Origin of the sequence: Flavobacterium aeripolare (assembly GCF_013294025.1) — a bacterium.
Taxonomy (GTDB): Bacteria; Bacteroidota; Bacteroidia; order Flavobacteriales; family Flavobacteriaceae; genus Flavobacterium.
In genome coordinates this window covers 292,809-309,912 of sequence record NZ_JABSNL010000003.1, presented here as the reverse complement: position 1 = coordinate 309,912, position 17,104 = coordinate 292,809, and the positions used below count along the sequence as shown (strand labels likewise).

Genomic DNA, 17,104 nt, shown 5'->3' with positions numbered 1-17,104 from the left:
TAATTATGGTTTTGCTTTTTTGTAAAAAAGGGTTTGACAATAATGTCAAACCCTTTTGATTTGGGGAAACTAGGGTTTTATTTTATCACTCCCTGTATTTCATTAGCAATAGGATGATTGGCTTCAAAAGTGTATCCCATTATTTTGGCCATAGTTTGTGCAAATTGATTTTGGTACAATTGATTTTCGTTTTTCATTTCGCCCTTAGGTTCAATTTGTGGTCCCATAGTAGCAAACCAAATTTCGCTAGCATCTTTTATTTGCGGACCATGACTTGTCCATTCTGCTTTTGTGATATCTCCACGTCCGTGATCTGTGGTGAATACTAATGCCGTTTTTCCTTTATATTGTGGGTCACTTTCTACAAAGTCCCAAATTTCCTTAATCCAAGCATCTACTTGATGCGCAGCATCTAAGTACGAACGGTAAAAGCCATAATGTGCCCATTCATCTGTTTCACCGTAGGAAATATATAGTACGCGAGGTTTGTTGGTTTTCAATTCTTCTAATGCGCCATAATGCGTAAACACGTCCAAACATTCTTCTTCATGAAAAGGTTTAAAAGAATCGGTGCGCATGGCATTGATTAGTTTCTGTTTTTCATTTGGCGTTTTACCTCCCACGTTATCGAAGGCAGATACCACAGGGAAACCAGCTCTTTTTTCATTTAAAATGTTGTCAAAAGCATCCCAAGCACCAAAAGCAGCTACCTTACCTTTTATCTTTGGTTGCTTATTCAAGAATTCTAAAATCGTAATATTGGGATTTGCAGGATAATGGTTAGAATTGATTAAAGTATCTGCATAACCTGTCATGATTTCGTTATAACCAGGATAACTAAACCAATACGGATTGGCATTATTCACTTTGTTACCTACTGTTCTATTGCCATAAATTTGCCCTTTTTTGGCCAAAACTGACCACATAAAAGGCATTAGTTTTTCTCTACGTTCCTTTGGGGTTTCGGCCCAATATTTTTTATAAATATAGCTGCTGTCGTTTTGATTGAACTTTTTGTCTCTGGCGAGCGTTTCATCCATCCCTTTAAAAGCTTCTTGCCATCTAAAACCGTCAGTGGTAATTATAATGATGTTTTCGGCTTTTTGAGCTTGAGCTATTGTACCGCAAGCAAGTAATAGTATTATAATTATTCTTTTCATTTTCTTGTTATATTTAAAATTTATCCCACCATACTTTAGCATTAATATCATCTGTCCCTCCTAATTTTTGCAAAGCAGCAATGTTATTTTGTGCATTTACAGATTGCTCTAAACTAGGGTACATGATACGTCTTGGAACTTTATTGCCATTTTTTGATCCTGGACCAGCTTGAATAAAACTAGGTTTCCCTGTTCTTTTCCAGTCAAACCATGATTCGGTTCCTGTATGATACAAGGCCAACCATTTTTGAGTGTACAAAACTTCGGTCGTAGCGCTATATGGTGCTGTTGTCGTCAAGTAATCAGTTGGCATCACCACATTCCATTGTGCGAACGATGCTTCAACGGCTGTGTTATAATAGGCTTGCGCTGATCCAGTTGTGATTAAATTGCGCTGACTTGCTTCGGCTAGTAAAAAGTTTAGCTCACTATAAGTCATAAAAAGTGCTGCGATTTTTGTTTTGGTATAAAAATAATCTTCCGCTCTTCTTGAATAATTTGATGGCTCTCCAATTTGGTCTAAAGTCAATCCCGGCTGCAATCCTAATTGGTTGGTAGATCCTTCGATAGGATCAATCCATTCGGCAAGTCTTGGGTCATTGTTGGTGATCAAAGTGTTTACCAAATTTGTTGTGGGGATAACAATATTATAACCATATAATCTGTTGATTCCATCACTCATAGGCGAAATATTAGGAAAACTTCCCGAATAAAAATAAGTAGCATTATCAGCATTCGATGTAAATAAAGGATATTGGTCTGGTTTTGAAATAATTTCGTTCAATTTGGCACTCACATTTATTTTATTCGAAATACGCATCAATAACCTTAGGTGCAACGAATTGGCAAATTTTTTCCATTTCAACATGTCACCGTTGAATAAATTATCACCTTCTACTTGTAGCTTGGTATCGATGATCGCATTTGCATTATCAAGATTTAAAAGCAATTGGGTGTATATTTCTTCTTGTGTATCGTATTTTGGTTTCAAATTTCCTTCTTCGCCTTGTGAGGCTTCTGAGTATGGAGCGTCTCCATAAGCATCTGTGATTACTTGCATGGTATACGTTTCTAGAATCAAACTGATAGCTTCGTAATTCTTATCTTGTAGCAATAAGGCTTGTTTTTTAATGTCATAAATATCATTGAGCCATTTGTACATGCCCCAAAAACGAGCATCAGCACCCCAATTGTAAACATCTAGTTCATTGTACTCGTAATTGCCACCGTATTGAGCCACAATATCCCCAAAATTGAATGAATTATTTACATTGGTATTGGCTAGGTTAAAAATCACATTAGGTAATAACTGTTTTGGTTGCGAAACCGTAGGTTGGTTTTTATTGGTGTTGATTTCTTCAAATCCATCGGTGCAAGAGATGCCTAGACCGCAGAAGAATAATAAGGTTATGAATTTTTTCATGATGTTTTTTTTAGAATGAAGCATTTAATTTTATTCCGTAGTTTCTTGAAGAGGGTAATTGCAACACCTCAAAACCAGGTAAAAGAGTACCGCCGCTAATTGCTTGAGTTTCGGGATCAATGTTTGGAACTTTCGTCCAAAGCGCCAAGTTGTTCCCTACTAATCCTATGCTTAAGTTTTGCATGTGCACAGCCTTAGTGAATTTTGAAGATAACCTGTAATTTAAACTCACTTCTCTTAATTTTACATAAGAAGCATCAAAGGAGTTGGCTTCAATATTGTCTCTTCTAAAAGCGTTTGAATAATACCAGTTTTCTGCAGTCACTGAGGTTGTGTTTGGACTGTAGGAACCATCGGTGTTTTGGACTACTCCTTGACCTACAATCCCTGTCTCTCTTCCTGGTAAGGAAACGGCTAGGATACCGCTTTCCATTCCAATTGCATTGGTCATCGAATAAATTTTACCACCATGACGCACATCAACAAGCGCATTTAAACTCAGGTTTTTGTATCTAATGTTTGTTGAAAGACCCAACATCCAGTCTGGATTGTAGTTTCCTATTTTCTTGATTTTTGTATCTAATATTGGCGAACCAGCATTGTCATAAACGATTTGGTTGTCTGGACTTCTTAGGTATCCGCGGCCGTACATGTCACCCATTCGTTCTCCTACACGAGCTTCGATTGTTCCCCCGTTAGGACCTTGAGCAATGATGTAATTGTCAATTCCTGGAGTTAATTCTTTTACAGTTCCGCGGTTTCGAGTAAAATTGGTATTAAGCGTCCATTCAAAATCAATAGTGCGAATTGGGGTTAATCCTAATCCTATTTCGATTCCTTTGTTTTGAATTTTACCTGCATTGATTACATTCGAATTAAATCCGGCTGCTTGCGAAATATCAAGACCTACAATTTGGTTTTTAGAGTTAGTTACATAATAACTTGCATCTAGTGTGATTCTCTTCTTGAAAAACTGCGCTTCGATCCCGGCTTCGTATGATGTTGCAATTTCAGGTTTTAAATTACTATTTAAAATTGAAGAGGGATTGGTCAATGTTCCAGCTAATGAACCATTGTCGTAGGTTTTTACTAATCGGTAAGGATCAGTGTCATTTCCTACAGAAGCCGCATTAACTCTCACTTTTAAGAAATCAATGTTCTTATTCATTTCAAAAAAAGAAGTAGGGATGAAACTCAAAGAAGCCGAAGGATAGAAATACGAATTGTTGTTTGCTGGTAAGGTAGATGACCAATCGTTTCTAGCGGTAACATCTAAATACAAATAATCTTTGTACCCAATATTAGCTAGACTATACATACTATTAATACGTTTTTTATAAATATTTCTAGATTGAATAGGCATTACATTGATGTTTTGTAAATTGTAAATTCCGGGAATACTAATTCCTTGACCTTCAATCTTACTTTCACTCGTGTATTGATTCATGCTATTCGCTCCGTAAGAAACTTTAATAGAGAAATCACCAAAAGTGTGGTCGTAACTCAATAACATATCCGCATTATACTCTGTAAACCCTATCGTTTGCTCGCGGTACATACCGTTAGTGTAGCGAGACGAACCTATAGGTCTGCGTGACCATCTAAAATCGTTTGAATTATCCATTCCTATTCTAGCCATAAAAGAGAAATCATTGCTAATTTGGTAAGTCGAAGACATGTTTCCAAAAATTCTTGCTTTCTTGAAGGCATTGATGTTTTCGTACGCAATTTTAAAAGGATTATCACCCCATCCAAACATGCTGTTTTGTGTAACATCCTTCACGATCCAATAATCCTTTAACCAGTCAAGGTCAACGTTGGTATGGTTCCATAATAAATTGTACATGATTCCTTGACTTCCATAACCTGAAACTGGCGTATTGTCACTGGCGCTTTTTGTATAGGTTGCTACCGTGGCAAATTTCCATTTGTCTGAGATATTGTAATTAAGGTTTAGACTTATATTGTCTCTTTTTAAATTAGAATTAGGTACAATATCTTCGCTAGTCGTTTTGCCGTAGCTTAGTCTGAAATTTGTTTTTTCATCTGATCCAGAAATCGAAACGGTATTCGAAATAGAATTTCCCTTTCTAAAAAAGTCTTTTAAGTTATATCTAAATTCGAAGGGCAACACTTCACCTTCACCTACAGAATAGCCTGGGCTACCATTTTGAAGAATTGAAAGGCCAGAGTCAAAACGAGGCCCTAAGTTGGTATCAGCACCCGGATCATAAACTTGTTTAGAGCCTGCACCATAAACACCCTGAATCTCTGGCAAACGCAAAGCCTCGCTAGTCATAAAAGAAGAAGAGATAGAAACACCCAAACCTTTACCTTTGCGACCAGATTTTGTGGTAATGACAATCACACCATTTGCTGCTCTAGATCCATAAAGTGCAGATGCTGCAGCACCTTTCAATACATTGACGCTTTCTATATTTTCTTGATTGATTTCGGCGGCACCATTACCATAATCAGTAGGCAAATCGGTTTGAGTTGTTGCCGAACTCCCAACACCGTATACATTGTTATTAATAGGAATACCATCAACAATAAATAATGGCCCGTTGTTGTTAATGTTCAATGACTTGTCGCCTCTAATAGTAATTCTAGAAGAACTTGTGATTCCGTTTCCTGAGCCAGAAATTTGAACTCCCGATATTTTTCCAGAAAGATTAGAAACAAAATTGGTCGAGTTCACCTTATTGATATCGTCTGATTTTAATTCTTGGGATGCATATCCTAGAGCGCGTTTGTCTCTTTTAATACCCAAAGCTGTAACGACTACTTCACCTAGTACTACTGAATCGTCTTGAAGACTAACATTTAATTTTTCTTGATTGGTTGCTATAGCTTCTTTAGTTGTAAAACCCATGTAGCTAAAAACTAGGGTTTTTCCTTTTTCAGTTGCAATGGAGTAGCTTCCATTTCCATCAGCGATTGTGCTGTTTTGAGTCCCTTTTACGAGAATGGTTGCGCCTGTTAGCGGGAAGCCAGCTGAATCTGTTACTTTTCCTTGAATTATAATAGATTGCGAATGCAGCAATTGCCCACAAAGTACAATTAAGAATAAGAGTAGATTTTGTTTTAAAGTTTTCATTTTTTAGTAGTTATGTTTGTCGTGCAAAACTATCGGTCTACTCACGGGATGTGATTAAGAAAACTTTAACAAAACAATAGTTGCAATTAAGAATAGGTTACCAATGTTAATTAGATGTTTTTCGTGAATTCAATGTTTAAATTTGTCTAAAATGGCTTTCTTTTTTCTTAAAAGCTGTAACTTTGATGTCTAAATGAATGTTACCTCACAAATAAAACAGCCCATCTTTAACGAAATGGAACTTTTTGAAAAAAAGTTCTATGAATCGATGACTTCACAAGTGGCTTTACTTAATAGAATTACCTATTACATTGTAAACCGCAAAGGGAAGCAAATGCGTCCTATGTTTGTTTTTCTTACTGCTAAGATGGTTTCTGGTGGTACAATAAATGAACGAACTTATCGTGGAGCTTGTGTTATTGAGCTTATTCATACAGCCACTTTAGTGCATGATGACGTAGTAGATGATAGTAATCGCCGTCGCGGTTTTTTCTCGATCAATGCACTTTGGAAAAATAAAATTGCGGTACTAGTTGGAGATTATTTGTTGTCAAAAGGGTTGTTGCTGTCAATAGATAATGACGATTTTGATTTACTAAAAATTATTTCTGTCGCTGTACGCGAAATGAGCGAAGGCGAGTTACTCCAAATCGAAAAAGCGCGACGACTTGATATTACAGAAGATATTTATTACGAAATTATTCGAAAAAAAACCGCTACCCTTATTGCGGCTTGCTGTGCTCTTGGTGCAAAATCTGTAATTGAAGATGCCGTGCAAGTGGAAAATATGCGGAAATTTGGCGAACTGATCGGGATGGCTTTCCAAATCAAAGACGACTTGTTTGATTACACAGATGAAGCTATTGGGAAACCAACCGGAATTGATATCAAGGAACAAAAAATGACGCTTCCTTTAATTCATGTTTTAAGTACCTGCACTGCTAAAGAAAAGTCGTGGTTAATCAACTCAATAAAAAACCACAACAAAGACAAAAAAAGAGTCAAAGAAGTAATTGCTTTTGTAAAGGATCACAATGGTTTGGCTTACGCCGAAGACAAAATGACTGACTTTCAGCAAGAAGCACTAATGCTATTAGACAACTATCCTGCTTCTGATTTTAAAGACGCTTTAATCTTAATGGTGAATTACGTTATTGAGAGAAAGAAATAGTTTCGTTTTATCTTTCTGACGAAACAAGAATCCTGACTAAGGATAATTTTTTATATTTATTTTTACCTTCATGCAACCTTTTTGCATCGACATTCGTCTATAGTTATAGAAACCCTTTACAACAACTTTGAAAGTAATCAACTTACATCAAGAGGAAAGAAAAATGATTCAGCTAGCTGTCGATAACAATCGGCAAGCGCAGCAACAAATCTATTCTAGGTTTTCTCCAAAAATGTTAAGCATCTGTCGTTTGTATGTAAAAGATGTGCAGCAAGCTGAGGATGTTATGATTACTTCTTTTATGAAAGCCTTCACTAGTTTGAAAAATTTTGAACACAATGGAAGCTTCGAAGGTTGGATTAGGCGAATTATGGTAAACGAATGCATTTCTTTTTTGCGTGTGCATAAAAAAGTAAATTTCATAGAAGATAGTTTTTATATAGAAGAAAGCACAGTTGATAATGAGTGCGATTTAGAAGTGGGCCCCATTCAATTATTGATTGATAATTTACCTGAAGGGTATAAGATGGTTTTTAATCTCTATGCGATTGAGGGATTCAAACATAAAGAAATAGCGGTGATGCTGGGGATAAATGAGGGGACGTCAAAATCGCAATTGTCACATGCAAGAAAGATTTTGCAACAGAAAATTAATGCAACAAAAAAATATGATTATGGAGCCAAATAAATTCGATAAGAATATCAAAGTAAAAATGGAGGCAAGAACGATTGCGCCTTCGGCTGATGCTTGGGGTGAGTTGGAATCCATGCTAGCGAATTCAGAAACTTCTAAAAGTAAAAAAAAGAGACGTACTTGGGTATTCATCGCGGCTGGCCTTATTGGTTTTTTATTTCTTACCACGGTCTTTAATTTGAATTTTGATAGCAAGCTGATCCTAAAGAGTGCGCCTGTAGTCGTGGATCGAAATAAGATAGTGCTTCCTAAAAAAGAGGAAATGGTGAAAAAAGAAGGAGTAGCTGCTGAAAAAGAGAGAACTCAAAACAGTAAGCCGATGCAAGTTGTCGTAACTAAAGTGACACCTAAAAAAATAACAAATGGTAAAGAAGGTCAGCTTTTAGTTACAACAGTTGCTACTATTGTTAAGGAGAAAGAGAACTTAGCATCGGATCTTGCCACTAAAGACATCGCAACTACAAGTAATAATAAATACATTTCAGCGACTGAATTGTTAGCAACAGTTACTAACACAAAATTAGATAAATCTGGAACTGAAAAAACTACTAATTTTCCAAAACAAAGCTATGCCGTCAATCCGAAAAGCTTGCTTTCTAGTGCAGAAACCGAATTAAATCAAACTTTTAGAGAGACTGCGTTGATAAAGTTGAGTAAAAATTTCAATAGTATTAAAACAGTTTTAGTGAATAGAAATTACGAAGAATAAGCATAAATCAATCATCAATCAAAAAACGAACAATAATCAAAAAACGAAAATCATGAAAAAAATTATTTTATTTAGCATCCTATTTTTGTCGGCTTTTGCTGTAAAAATACATGCCCAGGATAAAGGCAGTTATAAATATATTCAAGACTGGAGCTATTGGCAAGCAGAATCACCAAATTATGAAATGAGCCTTGAAAAAAATGCAGCGTCTGATAATCAAAATACATTTAAAATTAAATCAATCAAAAATAAGGTTTATGGGTTTGGCACACTTATGAAAACGATAAAATCAGAGGGGTATTTAGGTAAAACAGTTAAAATGACGGGCTATGTAAAAAGCGAAAATGTAAGAAGCTGGGCTGGTTTATGGATGCGTGTTGATTATTACAGTACCGATGTTCTAGCTTTCGATAACATGCAAAATAGAGGAATTAAAAGAACTAACGATTGGGAAAAATACGAAGTGGTTTTATTTGTTCCTCAAGAAGCAACTTCTATTTCATACGGTGTATTGTTAGATGGCACAGGACAAATTTGGTTTAAAGATGTAAAATTAGAGATTGTTGACGATAGCATTCCTGAGACTGGTTACAACAAAGGTAGAGATCATAAAGTCATTTCATTCGAGAAAAGAGCAAAGGCAATCGCTAATGAAATCAAGAAAATAACTGAAGGTGAGAAAGAAGCCTTAAAAACTGAAATTGAAAAAATCGATAAAGATCTTGCTGATGGTGTAATTACTAAAGCAAACGCAGACGAACTGAAACTGGAAAGAGCAAAAGTTCATGCCGCCGTAATCGAAACACGAGTAACTTTAGAACAAGGAAAACTGAATCAATTAGTTCAAGATAAAGTAAATGGAAAAATAACCGAGGAAAAAGATACCCGTAGTGGGGGCAGGACAATCATTATGGGGAATAATACTGGTGAAATAGGGGAGAGACAAACCGAGATCAATATCACTTCTTTAAAAGTGTACAATGGACAAGAGGACAAAGAGGAACGTCAATCTAAACGTACCACAAGTCAGCTTGTTGTAGCAGCGGGATTAAATAATCTTGTAACTAATGGCTCAGTAAACAAATCTGATTTTAGATATGCCGCTTCTCATTTTTACGAATGGGGAGTTACGTACAATACTCGACTTGTTGAAAATAATAATTTATTGCATGCAAAATATGGTTTGTCTTTAATGTATAATAATTTGAAACCTACTGATAATCGATTTTTTGAAACGAGCGGCAAGCAAACTATTCTTCAAACGAATAGCTCTAACCCAGCGTTTAATAGTATTCGAATTGATGATGCGCGATTGAGAAATGTCTATTTAGTAGTGCCACTGCATTTAGAACTTGATTTTTCAGGGAAAACGGTAAAAGAAGATCGTATCTATTATAAATCGCATCAATCCTGGAGAATAGGTTTTGGAGGTTACGCTGGAGCAAGGTTAAAAACGAAACAAATACTAGAATATCAGGTAGATAATCATGATGTTACGGATAAGTACAAAGGAGGTTTTAATACCAGTAATTTTATATATGGGTTAAGTACTTACGTAGGTTATGGAGCGACAAGTTTATACTTAAAATATGATCTAAATCCTTTGTTTAAAGACAATGTAGTAAAACAAAATAACGTGTCACTTGGTGTTCGTTTTGATTTTAATTAGAACGTTTTTGAGTTAGTTGGCAAACCCCTTTCAGATAATAAATCTCGAAAGGGTTTTGCTATTTAAAAACTTTGTAACTTTGACTTTTTATAACTTTTACCCCAAAATAAATTGATTTCAAAAGCGACTATAGATACTGTTTTCGAAACTGCTCGAGTAGAGGAAGTTATTGGTGATTTTGTTAATTTAAAACGTGCCGGTAGTAATTTCAAAGGCTTGAGTCCGTTTTCTGATGAGCGTTCACCATCCTTTATGGTTTCGCCTGCAAAGGGAATTTGGAAAGATTTTAGTTCTGGAAAAGGAGGAAATTCTGTTGCGTTTTTAATGGAGCATTCTCATTTTACCTATCCAGAAGCTATTCGATATTTGGCTAACAAGTACAATATCGAAATCGAAGAAACTGAGCAAACAGATGCCGAAAAAGCTATTACTGATGTTCGTGAAAGTATGTATCTTGTATCAGAGTTTGCAAAAGAATATTTTCATAAAACACTTTTAAAGTCAGAAGAAGGTAAAGCAATTGGACTTTCTTATTTTAAAGAAAGGGGTTTTAAGGCTGAAACAATCGAAAAATTTAGCTTAGGATATTCACCAGAATCATGGGATGCTTTTACTAAAGAAGCCCTTGGAAAAGGATATAAATTAGAATTTCTAGAAAGTACAGGTTTAACTATTGCTCGTGAAGACCGACCTTTTGACCGTTTTAAAGGGCGTGTAATGTTTCCTATTCAAAGTATGTCTGGCCGTATATTGGGTTTTGGTGGTCGAATTTTAACTAATGATAAGAAAGCCGCAAAATACCTCAATTCACCCGAAAGTGATATTTACCATAAAAGTAAAGTACTATACGGTATTTTTCAAGCGAAACAATCCATTGCAAAATTGAATAATTGTTATTTAGTTGAAGGATATACTGATGTGATTCAGTTTAATCAGGCGGGTATAGAGAATGTCGTTTCGTCTTCAGGAACTGCTTTAACTCCGGATCAAATTCGTTTGGTTAATAGATTGACTAAGAATATTACGGTGCTATTTGACGGTGATGCTGCAGGTTTACGTGCCGCAATTCGTGGAATTGATTTGATTCTTGAAGAAGGTATGAATGTAAAAGTGTGTACTTTTCCTGATGGAGAAGACCCTGATAGCTTTGCCAAGAAAACCTCTCATGACGAATTGGTTGCGTACTTAGATGAAAACGCTAAAGATTTTATACAGTTCAAAGCATCGACCTTAATGGATGAGGCAAAGAACGATCCTATTAAAAAAGCCGACCTGATTAGAGATATGGTCACGAGTATTTCTAAAATTCCAGATCGTATTCAACGCGAAGTTTACATACAAGAGTGTTCGCGTATCATGGATATTTCAGAACAGGTTTTAGTAAGTACATTAGCGCAGCTGTCTCAAAAAGATAGTGCCGAGATTAGTAAGAAACAAAAACAAGAACAAGGGAAACAAGCTTTTGAAGTTGTTAGAAATGAGGAGCAAGGTGAAGTTGAAAAAGTAGATATTTTATATCGCTTGGAGCGAAAGATCATCGAGATTTTATTGTTGTATGGTAATAAAACTGAAGAGTTTGAAGATACCTTTATGCGTACCAATGAAGATGGTGAGATTGTAATGGTAACTGAGAAGAAGGAATATAAAGTTTTTCAAAGAATTTATCTTAGTCTGCAAGAGGATGAGGTCGAACTTGCTAATCCTTTATTCAAAGATATATTTAATGACTTAATAAATTATTATCTACAAAATGAAGCTTTTAGTCTAGAACAATATTTGATGCATCTACAACCAGAATTTGCACAAGAAGTCACAGATATCCTAATGGAAGACGAGCGACTAATTATGCATAATTGGGAAGGTCAAAATATTTTTCCGAAATCTAAAAACGATACCATAGCACAGAATGTTGCAGAAACAATATTGACTATGCGATGGTACCTCGTAGGTAGAATTATAGAAGAATTGAAAGCTACTATTGCTCCAGGCGCAGATAATATTGAGTCGATGACTATGATTCAAGATTATAACGGACTAACGCTAGCATTTTCTAAAAAGTTGGGGAGGGTAATGTCGCGATTTTAATTAGACAATTTCTAACGTTTTAGCTTTGTTTACTAAATCAACAAGGTTGGTTACGTTTAACTTTGTCAAAAGACGCAATTTATAAGTACTAATTGTTTTTTCATTAAGTCCTAAAATTTCAGCAATTTCATGGTTCTTTTTACCACCGCTTAAGTAACGTAATACTTCAACTTCACGGTTAGATAATTTACGGTATAAACGTTCGCTTTTACTTTGCTTAGCAATAAGAGCCAAGTTTTTCTTAACGGTTTCATTCATGATTATTTTTCCTTGGTAAACCTTTACAATCGATTGACCTAATGTTTCTAATTTTTCCTTCTTGTGAACATATCCAGAAGCTCCTGCTTTAATCGCATTAGGGGCATAAATTTGTTCAGAAAGACCACTATAAATGATAATTCTAGTATTGGGGAAATTTTTTAACATTGCTTTTACTTCAAAAATACTTGCAAGTCCTTCTAGTTCTAGGTCTAGTAACAATACGTCTATCTCCTTTGTTAGAAGAATGTCACGAATCATTAAAAAACTACCTACATTGGCAGTAATTGAAATGTCTGAATGGTCTTTAAAGTAAGATTTCACCCCAAAGTGTACCACGGGATAGTTATCAGCTAAACAAACTTTTATCATAATTTTATTTTTTTAAGAGTTGTTAGTGGAATGTTTTATTAAAAATAGTTAAAATATTGGAGAATTCCAAATTTAATAAGTAATTATCTTACTTTCTATTTATTAAACATACCGGAATAGGGTTCATCTTATGTTGATTTATCCTATTTAATTTTTTGTAGATCGAAAACACAACTTTTTCTCTCTCAGTAAAACCATCTAAACTAACTCCCTTTTCGTCGCTTATCATAGCCCATTCTAATTCATCATAGCTCGCGCCTAACTGATCTTCGTCTGACTTGTCGTCTCCAAACAAACCATCAGATGGCTGTGCAATTAAAATAGATTGTGGTACTTTTAAATAAGCGCCTAAAGCAAAAACTTCTGATTTCATTAAATCTGCTATCGGACTTAAATCTACGCCGCCATCACCGTACTTAGTATAGAAACCAACGCCGAAATCTTCGACTTTGTTTCCTGTGCCAGCAACTAGTAAGCCGTGTATTCCAGCAAAATAGTAAAGAGTGGTCATGCGTAGTCTAGCTCTAGTATTAGCTAGAGTAAGATTTAGCTTGGTCTCGTCAACTTGTTCTGTGGGTAATGCTTTTTTAAACGTTTCAAAACTAGCAGTTAAGTCTGCTTCTACGCTTGAAACATTAGTAAATTTGTCTTGCAACTGCTTAATGTGTTCTTTGCCTCTACTCACATGGCTAGCATGTTGATGTATGGGCATTTCAATGCATAAAACTTTTAGTCCCGTTTGGGCACAAAGAGTGGAGGTAACTGCGGAATCAATTCCCCCTGATATGCCTACGACAAACCCGTTTACGTTTGCGTTTTTGGCATAATCTTTTAGCCAGCTTACAATATGATCATTTACTTCTTCAACTTGAATAGTACTTTTTTTAGTCATAATAGTTTAACTTTTAACTACGAGCAATGTATATTTGCAAGATCAAATATTAGGATTTTGTTTTTGAGTGGTATTTCTGATGCAAATTTAATTAAAAAAAATGAAAATATATATTTATAGTTTGGTTCTATGCGTCTTTTTTGTGTCTTGTGGAAAGAAAGATAAGATTGAAAGAGAGATAAATGAGACTTCTGTAACAATAAAGGTAGAGCGATTTGATAAAATTTTCTTTGAAACAGCTCCCGAAAACTTATCTGAAGTTAAAAAGCAATTTCCTTATTTTTTTCCTGTAGGAAATGATGATCAAGTCTGGATTGATAAAATGACAAATCCACAATGGAGAGAATTATATGGTGAGGTAGAAAAGAAATTTAACGACTTAAGCCCTGTTACCACTGATTTGACGGATTTAGTGAAGCGAATGAAGTATTATTTTCCTGAAACAAAAACGCCAAAGTTAGTCACAGTGATCTCAGAAATGGATTATACTAATAAAAGTATTTATGCCGATAGTTTGGTGATTGTTTCACTCGAACTTTATTTGGGAAAAGAGCATCGCTTTTATCAATTTCCAAATTATATAAAAGCTAATTTTGAACCAAAACAAATAATGCCTGATGTTGTAAATAGTTTTGCAAATGGTAAAATAAAGCCCCAAAAGAGTAAAAATTTCATCACTAAGATAGTTCAAGAAGGAAAGAAGTTGTACTTAAAAGACGTTTTATTGCCGTCGTATAGTGATGAAGATAAAATGGGATATACAGCAGAGCAATTAAAATGGTGCCAAGAAAATGAGAGTTATATGTGGCGTTATTTTATCGAAAGAGAATTGTTGTACAGTGACGATGCAAAATTAAGTTCGCGATTTATAGAGCCTGCTCCATTTTCAAAATTCTATCTCGAAATAGATAATGAATCTCCGGGACGAGTAGGGGCGTGGATAGGGTGGCAAATCGTACGTTCATACATGAATAGTAACGAAAGTCCGTTACAACAATTATTAGATATGGATGCTAAAGAATTATTCGAAAAATCAAAATATAAACCTAAGAAGTAATGTCAGATAAAAATAGATCAGAAATTAAGTTTCTAGTAGAACTAGATGATAATCGTGTACCAGAAAAGTTGTTGTGGTCAGCAAAAGACGGTGGGGTAGAATTAGAAGAAGCAAAAGCAATCATGCTTTCAGTTTGGGATAGTAAGGCTAAAGAGAGTATGCGCATTGATTTATGGACAAAAGAAATGCCTGTAGACGAAATGAAGATTTTCTTTCATCAAACATTAGTGGCTATGGCAGATACTTTTCATAGAGCTACAGGTGATGAGAAAATGGCAGACACCATGAAAGATTTTTGTGATTATTTTGCTGAAAAATTAGAGCTTACAAAGAAGTAAGAAAGAGTTAAGAGACTGTCTGAAAAGGCAGTCTTTTTTAGTTTTTGATAGATTTGTTTTTTAAATCTTTAAGAACTTTTTTTAATGAGCCAAGCAGTAATTTATCAGCGCTTTTATGAAATGTGATGTTGTCAATTAATTTATCTGACTTTTGATCGTCCCATACTGATTTTTGTTGGTTGGCATGTACAGTACTTATTACTCTTTGCTTGTAGATGATTTCTAACAAGTTTAAATCGTATATCTCTATTGATACTTCACTTTGATTTTTTCCTTCGGAATAATCATCCTCGTATAGACCAATACTACCTATGTCATCTTTAATTTTTTTACTGGTGATATTGATAAAGTAATCGAATCCTGTACCTATCTTTAATTCTTTTAATTTTTGTTTGTTAGGATTAAAAGCTATTTGATGAGGAATTAATAATCCAGTAGTATTCTCTCTATAATGGTAACGGTCGTTTAATTGTTCGATAAAATATGAAGTGGTCGTATTAGTAAGTTTTTCATTATTGTTTGCAGGAAAGTCAAGGTTGTTTAAAAGCCATTTTCCAGTGGTGAAATCTACTCCTGTTGAATAGTCATTATTGGTGAGCAAATAACTGCTGCTTTTGCATGAAACAAAAAAAACTATTATTACTAATAGTTTAATAAGAGTAATAATAGTTTTTTTCATAAATGTTGATTTTATACTAGAACTGATTATTGTTCTTGAAAACCTCCTGATTTACTTCGTCTATATAGCCTAGTAATTCTTCCTTTCCAATAGATTCTGTTGCTGATGTTACAAAGTATTGTGGCATCTCGGCCCAGTTGTTTGCAAACATGTTTTTCTTGTAAGCAGCGATATGCGAATCAATTTTTACTTTACTGATTTTATCTGCTTTTGTGAAAATAATACAAAACGGAATTTCGCTTTCCCCCATGTACGACATGAATTCTACGTCAATAGCTTGGGCTTCATGACGTATGTCTATTAATACAAAGGCACATACTAGTTGTTGTCTTGTCTCGAAGTAATCAGTAATGAATTGTTGAAAAACCGATTTTGTTTTTTTCGAAACTTTAGCATAACCATAGCCAGGTAAATCTACTAAGAACCAATTATTGTTGATTAAAAAGTGGTTTATTAGCTGGGTTTTCCCAGGACGACCAGACGTTTTTGCTAATTTTTTTTGGTTCGTAATCATATTAATTAATGATGACTTACCAACATTTGACCTACCTATAAATGCATACTCTGGCAAAAAGTCTTTAGGACATTTAGATACATCAGAATTGCTTATTATAAATTCGGCAGTATTAATTTTCATAATTTTATTTTTTAAGGCCTTTCTTTTTTTCGAAAGTGCTTATAGCTTTGATTTGATTAACCATTCTTCAAGAGCACGATTAAATTCCTCAGGTTGTTCCATCATTGCAGCATGGCCACATTTATCAATCCAGTATAAAGTGGAATTTGGTAACAATTTATTAAACTCTTCGGCTACATCAGGTGGTGTTACTTTATCGTTCTTTCCCCAGATAATGCAAGTTTCTGCATTCATATTAGGAAGGTCCTTTGCCATATTATGACGAATAGCACTTTTAGCTATTGTAAGTGTCTTGATTAGTTTTATACGATCATTTACTGTGGCGTATACTTCATCAATTAATTCTGGCGTGGCTATTTTAGGGTCGTAAAATACATCTTCGGCTTTCTTTTTAATGTATTCATAATCTCCTCTTTTAGGATAGCTGTCTCCCATTGCGCTTTCATAAAGACCAGAACTTCCAGTGATTACTAAGCCTGCAACTTTTTCAGGATACATTTTTGTATGATATAAGGCGATATGTCCACCAAGAGAATTCCCTAAAAGGATAACACGATTAAACCCTTTAAAAGTGATAAAGTCTTTCACATATTTTGCAAAGCTCTTCACGTTGGTTTTTAAGATATTCTGAGTGTAAATTGGTAAATCTGGAATAACTATTTTATATCCTTTTTCAGAAAAGTAACTAGCAACAGCGTCAAAATTACTTAGCCCTCCCATTAGACCATGCAAAATTACAATAGGCGTTCCTTCTCCAGCTTCATAATAGCTGTATTTACCTTCTTTTTTATAGTTTTTATCCATGTGTTAAAATGCGAATTTTCAATTTTGACAAATATAGGATTTAATACATTAATATG

At 34.8% G+C, this 17,104-nt stretch carries 15 protein-coding genes; 7 read left to right on the top strand and 8 right to left on the bottom strand.

Going from position 1 to position 17,104, the window contains the following annotated elements:
* Positions 1 to 77: 77 nt before the first annotated feature.
* Genes HNQ00_RS05880 through HNQ00_RS05870 form a run of 3 tightly spaced genes read right to left on the bottom strand, consistent with a single transcriptional unit; the run spans position 78 to position 5,683 of the window.
* Positions 78 to 1,160, bottom strand: a complete 1,083-nt coding sequence (locus HNQ00_RS05880; protein ID WP_173837387.1) for an alkaline phosphatase family protein — start codon at positions 1,158 to 1,160, stop codon at positions 78 to 80.
* 13 nt (positions 1,161 to 1,173) lie between these two features.
* Positions 1,174 to 2,583, bottom strand: a complete 1,410-nt coding sequence (locus HNQ00_RS05875; RefSeq protein ID WP_173837386.1) for a SusD/RagB family nutrient-binding outer membrane lipoprotein — start codon at positions 2,581 to 2,583, stop codon at positions 1,174 to 1,176.
* Between the two features lie 10 nt (positions 2,584 to 2,593).
* Positions 2,594 to 5,683, bottom strand: a complete 3,090-nt coding sequence (locus HNQ00_RS05870; protein WP_173837385.1) for a SusC/RagA family TonB-linked outer membrane protein — start codon at positions 5,681 to 5,683, stop codon at positions 2,594 to 2,596.
* A 193-nt stretch (positions 5,684 to 5,876) separates the two neighbouring features.
* Between HNQ00_RS05870 and HNQ00_RS05865 the strand changes: the two genes are divergently transcribed.
* The 5 genes from HNQ00_RS05865 (at position 5,877) to dnaG (ending at position 12,011) form a co-directional block, all read left to right on the top strand.
* Positions 5,877 to 6,854 carry a polyprenyl synthetase family protein gene (locus tag HNQ00_RS05865; protein ID WP_173837384.1) on the top strand — a complete coding sequence of 326 codons (978 nt, stop codon included), beginning with the start codon at positions 5,877 to 5,879 and terminating at the stop codon, positions 6,852 to 6,854.
* A gap of 127 nt (positions 6,855 to 6,981) precedes the next feature.
* Complete coding sequence (locus tag HNQ00_RS05860) at positions 6,982 to 7,542, top strand: RNA polymerase sigma factor (protein WP_173837383.1); 561 nt, start codon at positions 6,982 to 6,984, stop codon at positions 7,540 to 7,542.
* The gene (locus tag HNQ00_RS05855) at positions 7,508 to 8,257 is read left to right on the top strand and encodes a hypothetical protein (protein WP_173837382.1); all 750 of its coding nucleotides are present in this window, start codon (positions 7,508 to 7,510) and stop codon (positions 8,255 to 8,257) included. Before HNQ00_RS05860 ends, HNQ00_RS05855 begins: the two co-directional genes overlap by 35 nt.
* Before the next feature lie 52 nt (positions 8,258 to 8,309).
* Positions 8,310 to 9,926, top strand: a complete 1,617-nt coding sequence (locus HNQ00_RS05850; RefSeq protein WP_173837381.1) for a hypothetical protein — start codon at positions 8,310 to 8,312, stop codon at positions 9,924 to 9,926.
* 111 nt (positions 9,927 to 10,037) lie between these two features.
* The gene (dnaG, locus tag HNQ00_RS05845) at positions 10,038 to 12,011 is read left to right on the top strand and encodes a DNA primase (RefSeq protein ID WP_173837380.1); all 1,974 of its coding nucleotides are present in this window, start codon (positions 10,038 to 10,040) and stop codon (positions 12,009 to 12,011) included.
* Here the strand turns inward: dnaG and HNQ00_RS05840 are convergent, their stop codons facing one another.
* A complete protein-coding gene (locus HNQ00_RS05840; RefSeq protein WP_173837379.1) occupies positions 12,012 to 12,641 on the bottom strand; it encodes a response regulator transcription factor in 630 nt (209 codons plus the stop codon).
* An 88-nt stretch (positions 12,642 to 12,729) separates the two neighbouring features.
* Positions 12,730 to 13,533: an NAD(+) synthase gene (nadE, locus tag HNQ00_RS05835; RefSeq protein ID WP_173837378.1), complete on the bottom strand. Its 804-nt coding sequence runs from the start codon at positions 13,531 to 13,533 to the stop codon at positions 12,730 to 12,732.
* A gap of 100 nt (positions 13,534 to 13,633) precedes the next feature.
* Between nadE and gldB the strand changes: the two genes are divergently transcribed.
* Complete coding sequence (gene gldB / locus HNQ00_RS05830; RefSeq protein WP_173837377.1) at positions 13,634 to 14,590, top strand: gliding motility lipoprotein GldB; 957 nt, start codon at positions 13,634 to 13,636, stop codon at positions 14,588 to 14,590.
* Positions 14,590 to 14,928 carry a gliding motility protein GldC gene (gldC, locus tag HNQ00_RS05825; protein ID WP_173837376.1) on the top strand — a complete coding sequence of 113 codons (339 nt, stop codon included), beginning with the start codon at positions 14,590 to 14,592 and terminating at the stop codon, positions 14,926 to 14,928. The genes gldB and gldC overlap by 1 nt, the downstream gene beginning before the upstream one ends.
* Positions 14,929 to 14,965: 37 nt before the next feature.
* Here gldC and HNQ00_RS05820 read toward each other — a convergent pair whose 3' ends face one another.
* The 3 genes from HNQ00_RS05820 to HNQ00_RS05810 are packed head-to-tail and all read right to left on the bottom strand — an operon-like array spanning position 14,966 to position 17,048.
* Positions 14,966 to 15,607, bottom strand: a complete 642-nt coding sequence (locus HNQ00_RS05820) for a hypothetical protein (RefSeq protein ID WP_173837375.1) — start codon at positions 15,605 to 15,607, stop codon at positions 14,966 to 14,968.
* Positions 15,608 to 15,623: 16 nt separating this feature from the next.
* Complete coding sequence (yihA, locus tag HNQ00_RS05815; RefSeq protein WP_173837374.1) at positions 15,624 to 16,244, bottom strand: ribosome biogenesis GTP-binding protein YihA/YsxC; 621 nt, start codon at positions 16,242 to 16,244, stop codon at positions 15,624 to 15,626.
* 39 nt (positions 16,245 to 16,283) lie between these two features.
* Positions 16,284 to 17,048 carry an alpha/beta fold hydrolase gene (locus HNQ00_RS05810; RefSeq protein WP_173837373.1) on the bottom strand — a complete coding sequence of 255 codons (765 nt, stop codon included), beginning with the start codon at positions 17,046 to 17,048 and terminating at the stop codon, positions 16,284 to 16,286.
* Positions 17,049 to 17,104: the final 56 nt, after the last annotated feature.

Excerpts from the sequence above, each read along its gene's own strand:
- HNQ00_RS05880 (WP_173837387.1), bottom strand. The coding sequence starts at position 1,160 with ATGAAAAGAATAATTATAATACTATTACTTGCTTGCGGTACAATAGCT.
- HNQ00_RS05875 (WP_173837386.1), bottom strand. The coding sequence starts at position 2,583 with ATGAAAAAATTCATAACCTTATTATTCTTCTGCGGTCTAGGCATCTCT.
- HNQ00_RS05870 (WP_173837385.1), bottom strand. The coding sequence starts at position 5,683 with ATGAAAACTTTAAAACAAAATCTACTCTTATTCTTAATTGTACTTTGT.
- HNQ00_RS05865 (WP_173837384.1), top strand. The coding sequence starts at position 5,877 with ATGAATGTTACCTCACAAATAAAACAGCCCATCTTTAACGAAATGGAA.
- HNQ00_RS05855 (WP_173837382.1), top strand. The coding sequence starts at position 7,508 with ATGCAACAAAAAAATATGATTATGGAGCCAAATAAATTCGATAAGAAT.
- HNQ00_RS05850 (WP_173837381.1), top strand. The coding sequence starts at position 8,310 with ATGAAAAAAATTATTTTATTTAGCATCCTATTTTTGTCGGCTTTTGCT.
- HNQ00_RS05840 (WP_173837379.1), bottom strand. The coding sequence starts at position 12,641 with ATGATAAAAGTTTGTTTAGCTGATAACTATCCCGTGGTACACTTTGGG.
- nadE (WP_173837378.1), bottom strand. The coding sequence starts at position 13,533 with ATGACTAAAAAAAGTACTATTCAAGTTGAAGAAGTAAATGATCATATT.
- gldB (WP_173837377.1), top strand. The coding sequence starts at position 13,634 with ATGAAAATATATATTTATAGTTTGGTTCTATGCGTCTTTTTTGTGTCT.
- gldC (WP_173837376.1), top strand. The coding sequence starts at position 14,590 with ATGTCAGATAAAAATAGATCAGAAATTAAGTTTCTAGTAGAACTAGAT.
- HNQ00_RS05820 (WP_173837375.1), bottom strand. The coding sequence starts at position 15,607 with ATGAAAAAAACTATTATTACTCTTATTAAACTATTAGTAATAATAGTT.
- yihA (WP_173837374.1), bottom strand. The coding sequence starts at position 16,244 with ATGAAAATTAATACTGCCGAATTTATAATAAGCAATTCTGATGTATCT.
- HNQ00_RS05810 (WP_173837373.1), bottom strand. The coding sequence starts at position 17,048 with ATGGATAAAAACTATAAAAAAGAAGGTAAATACAGCTATTATGAAGCT.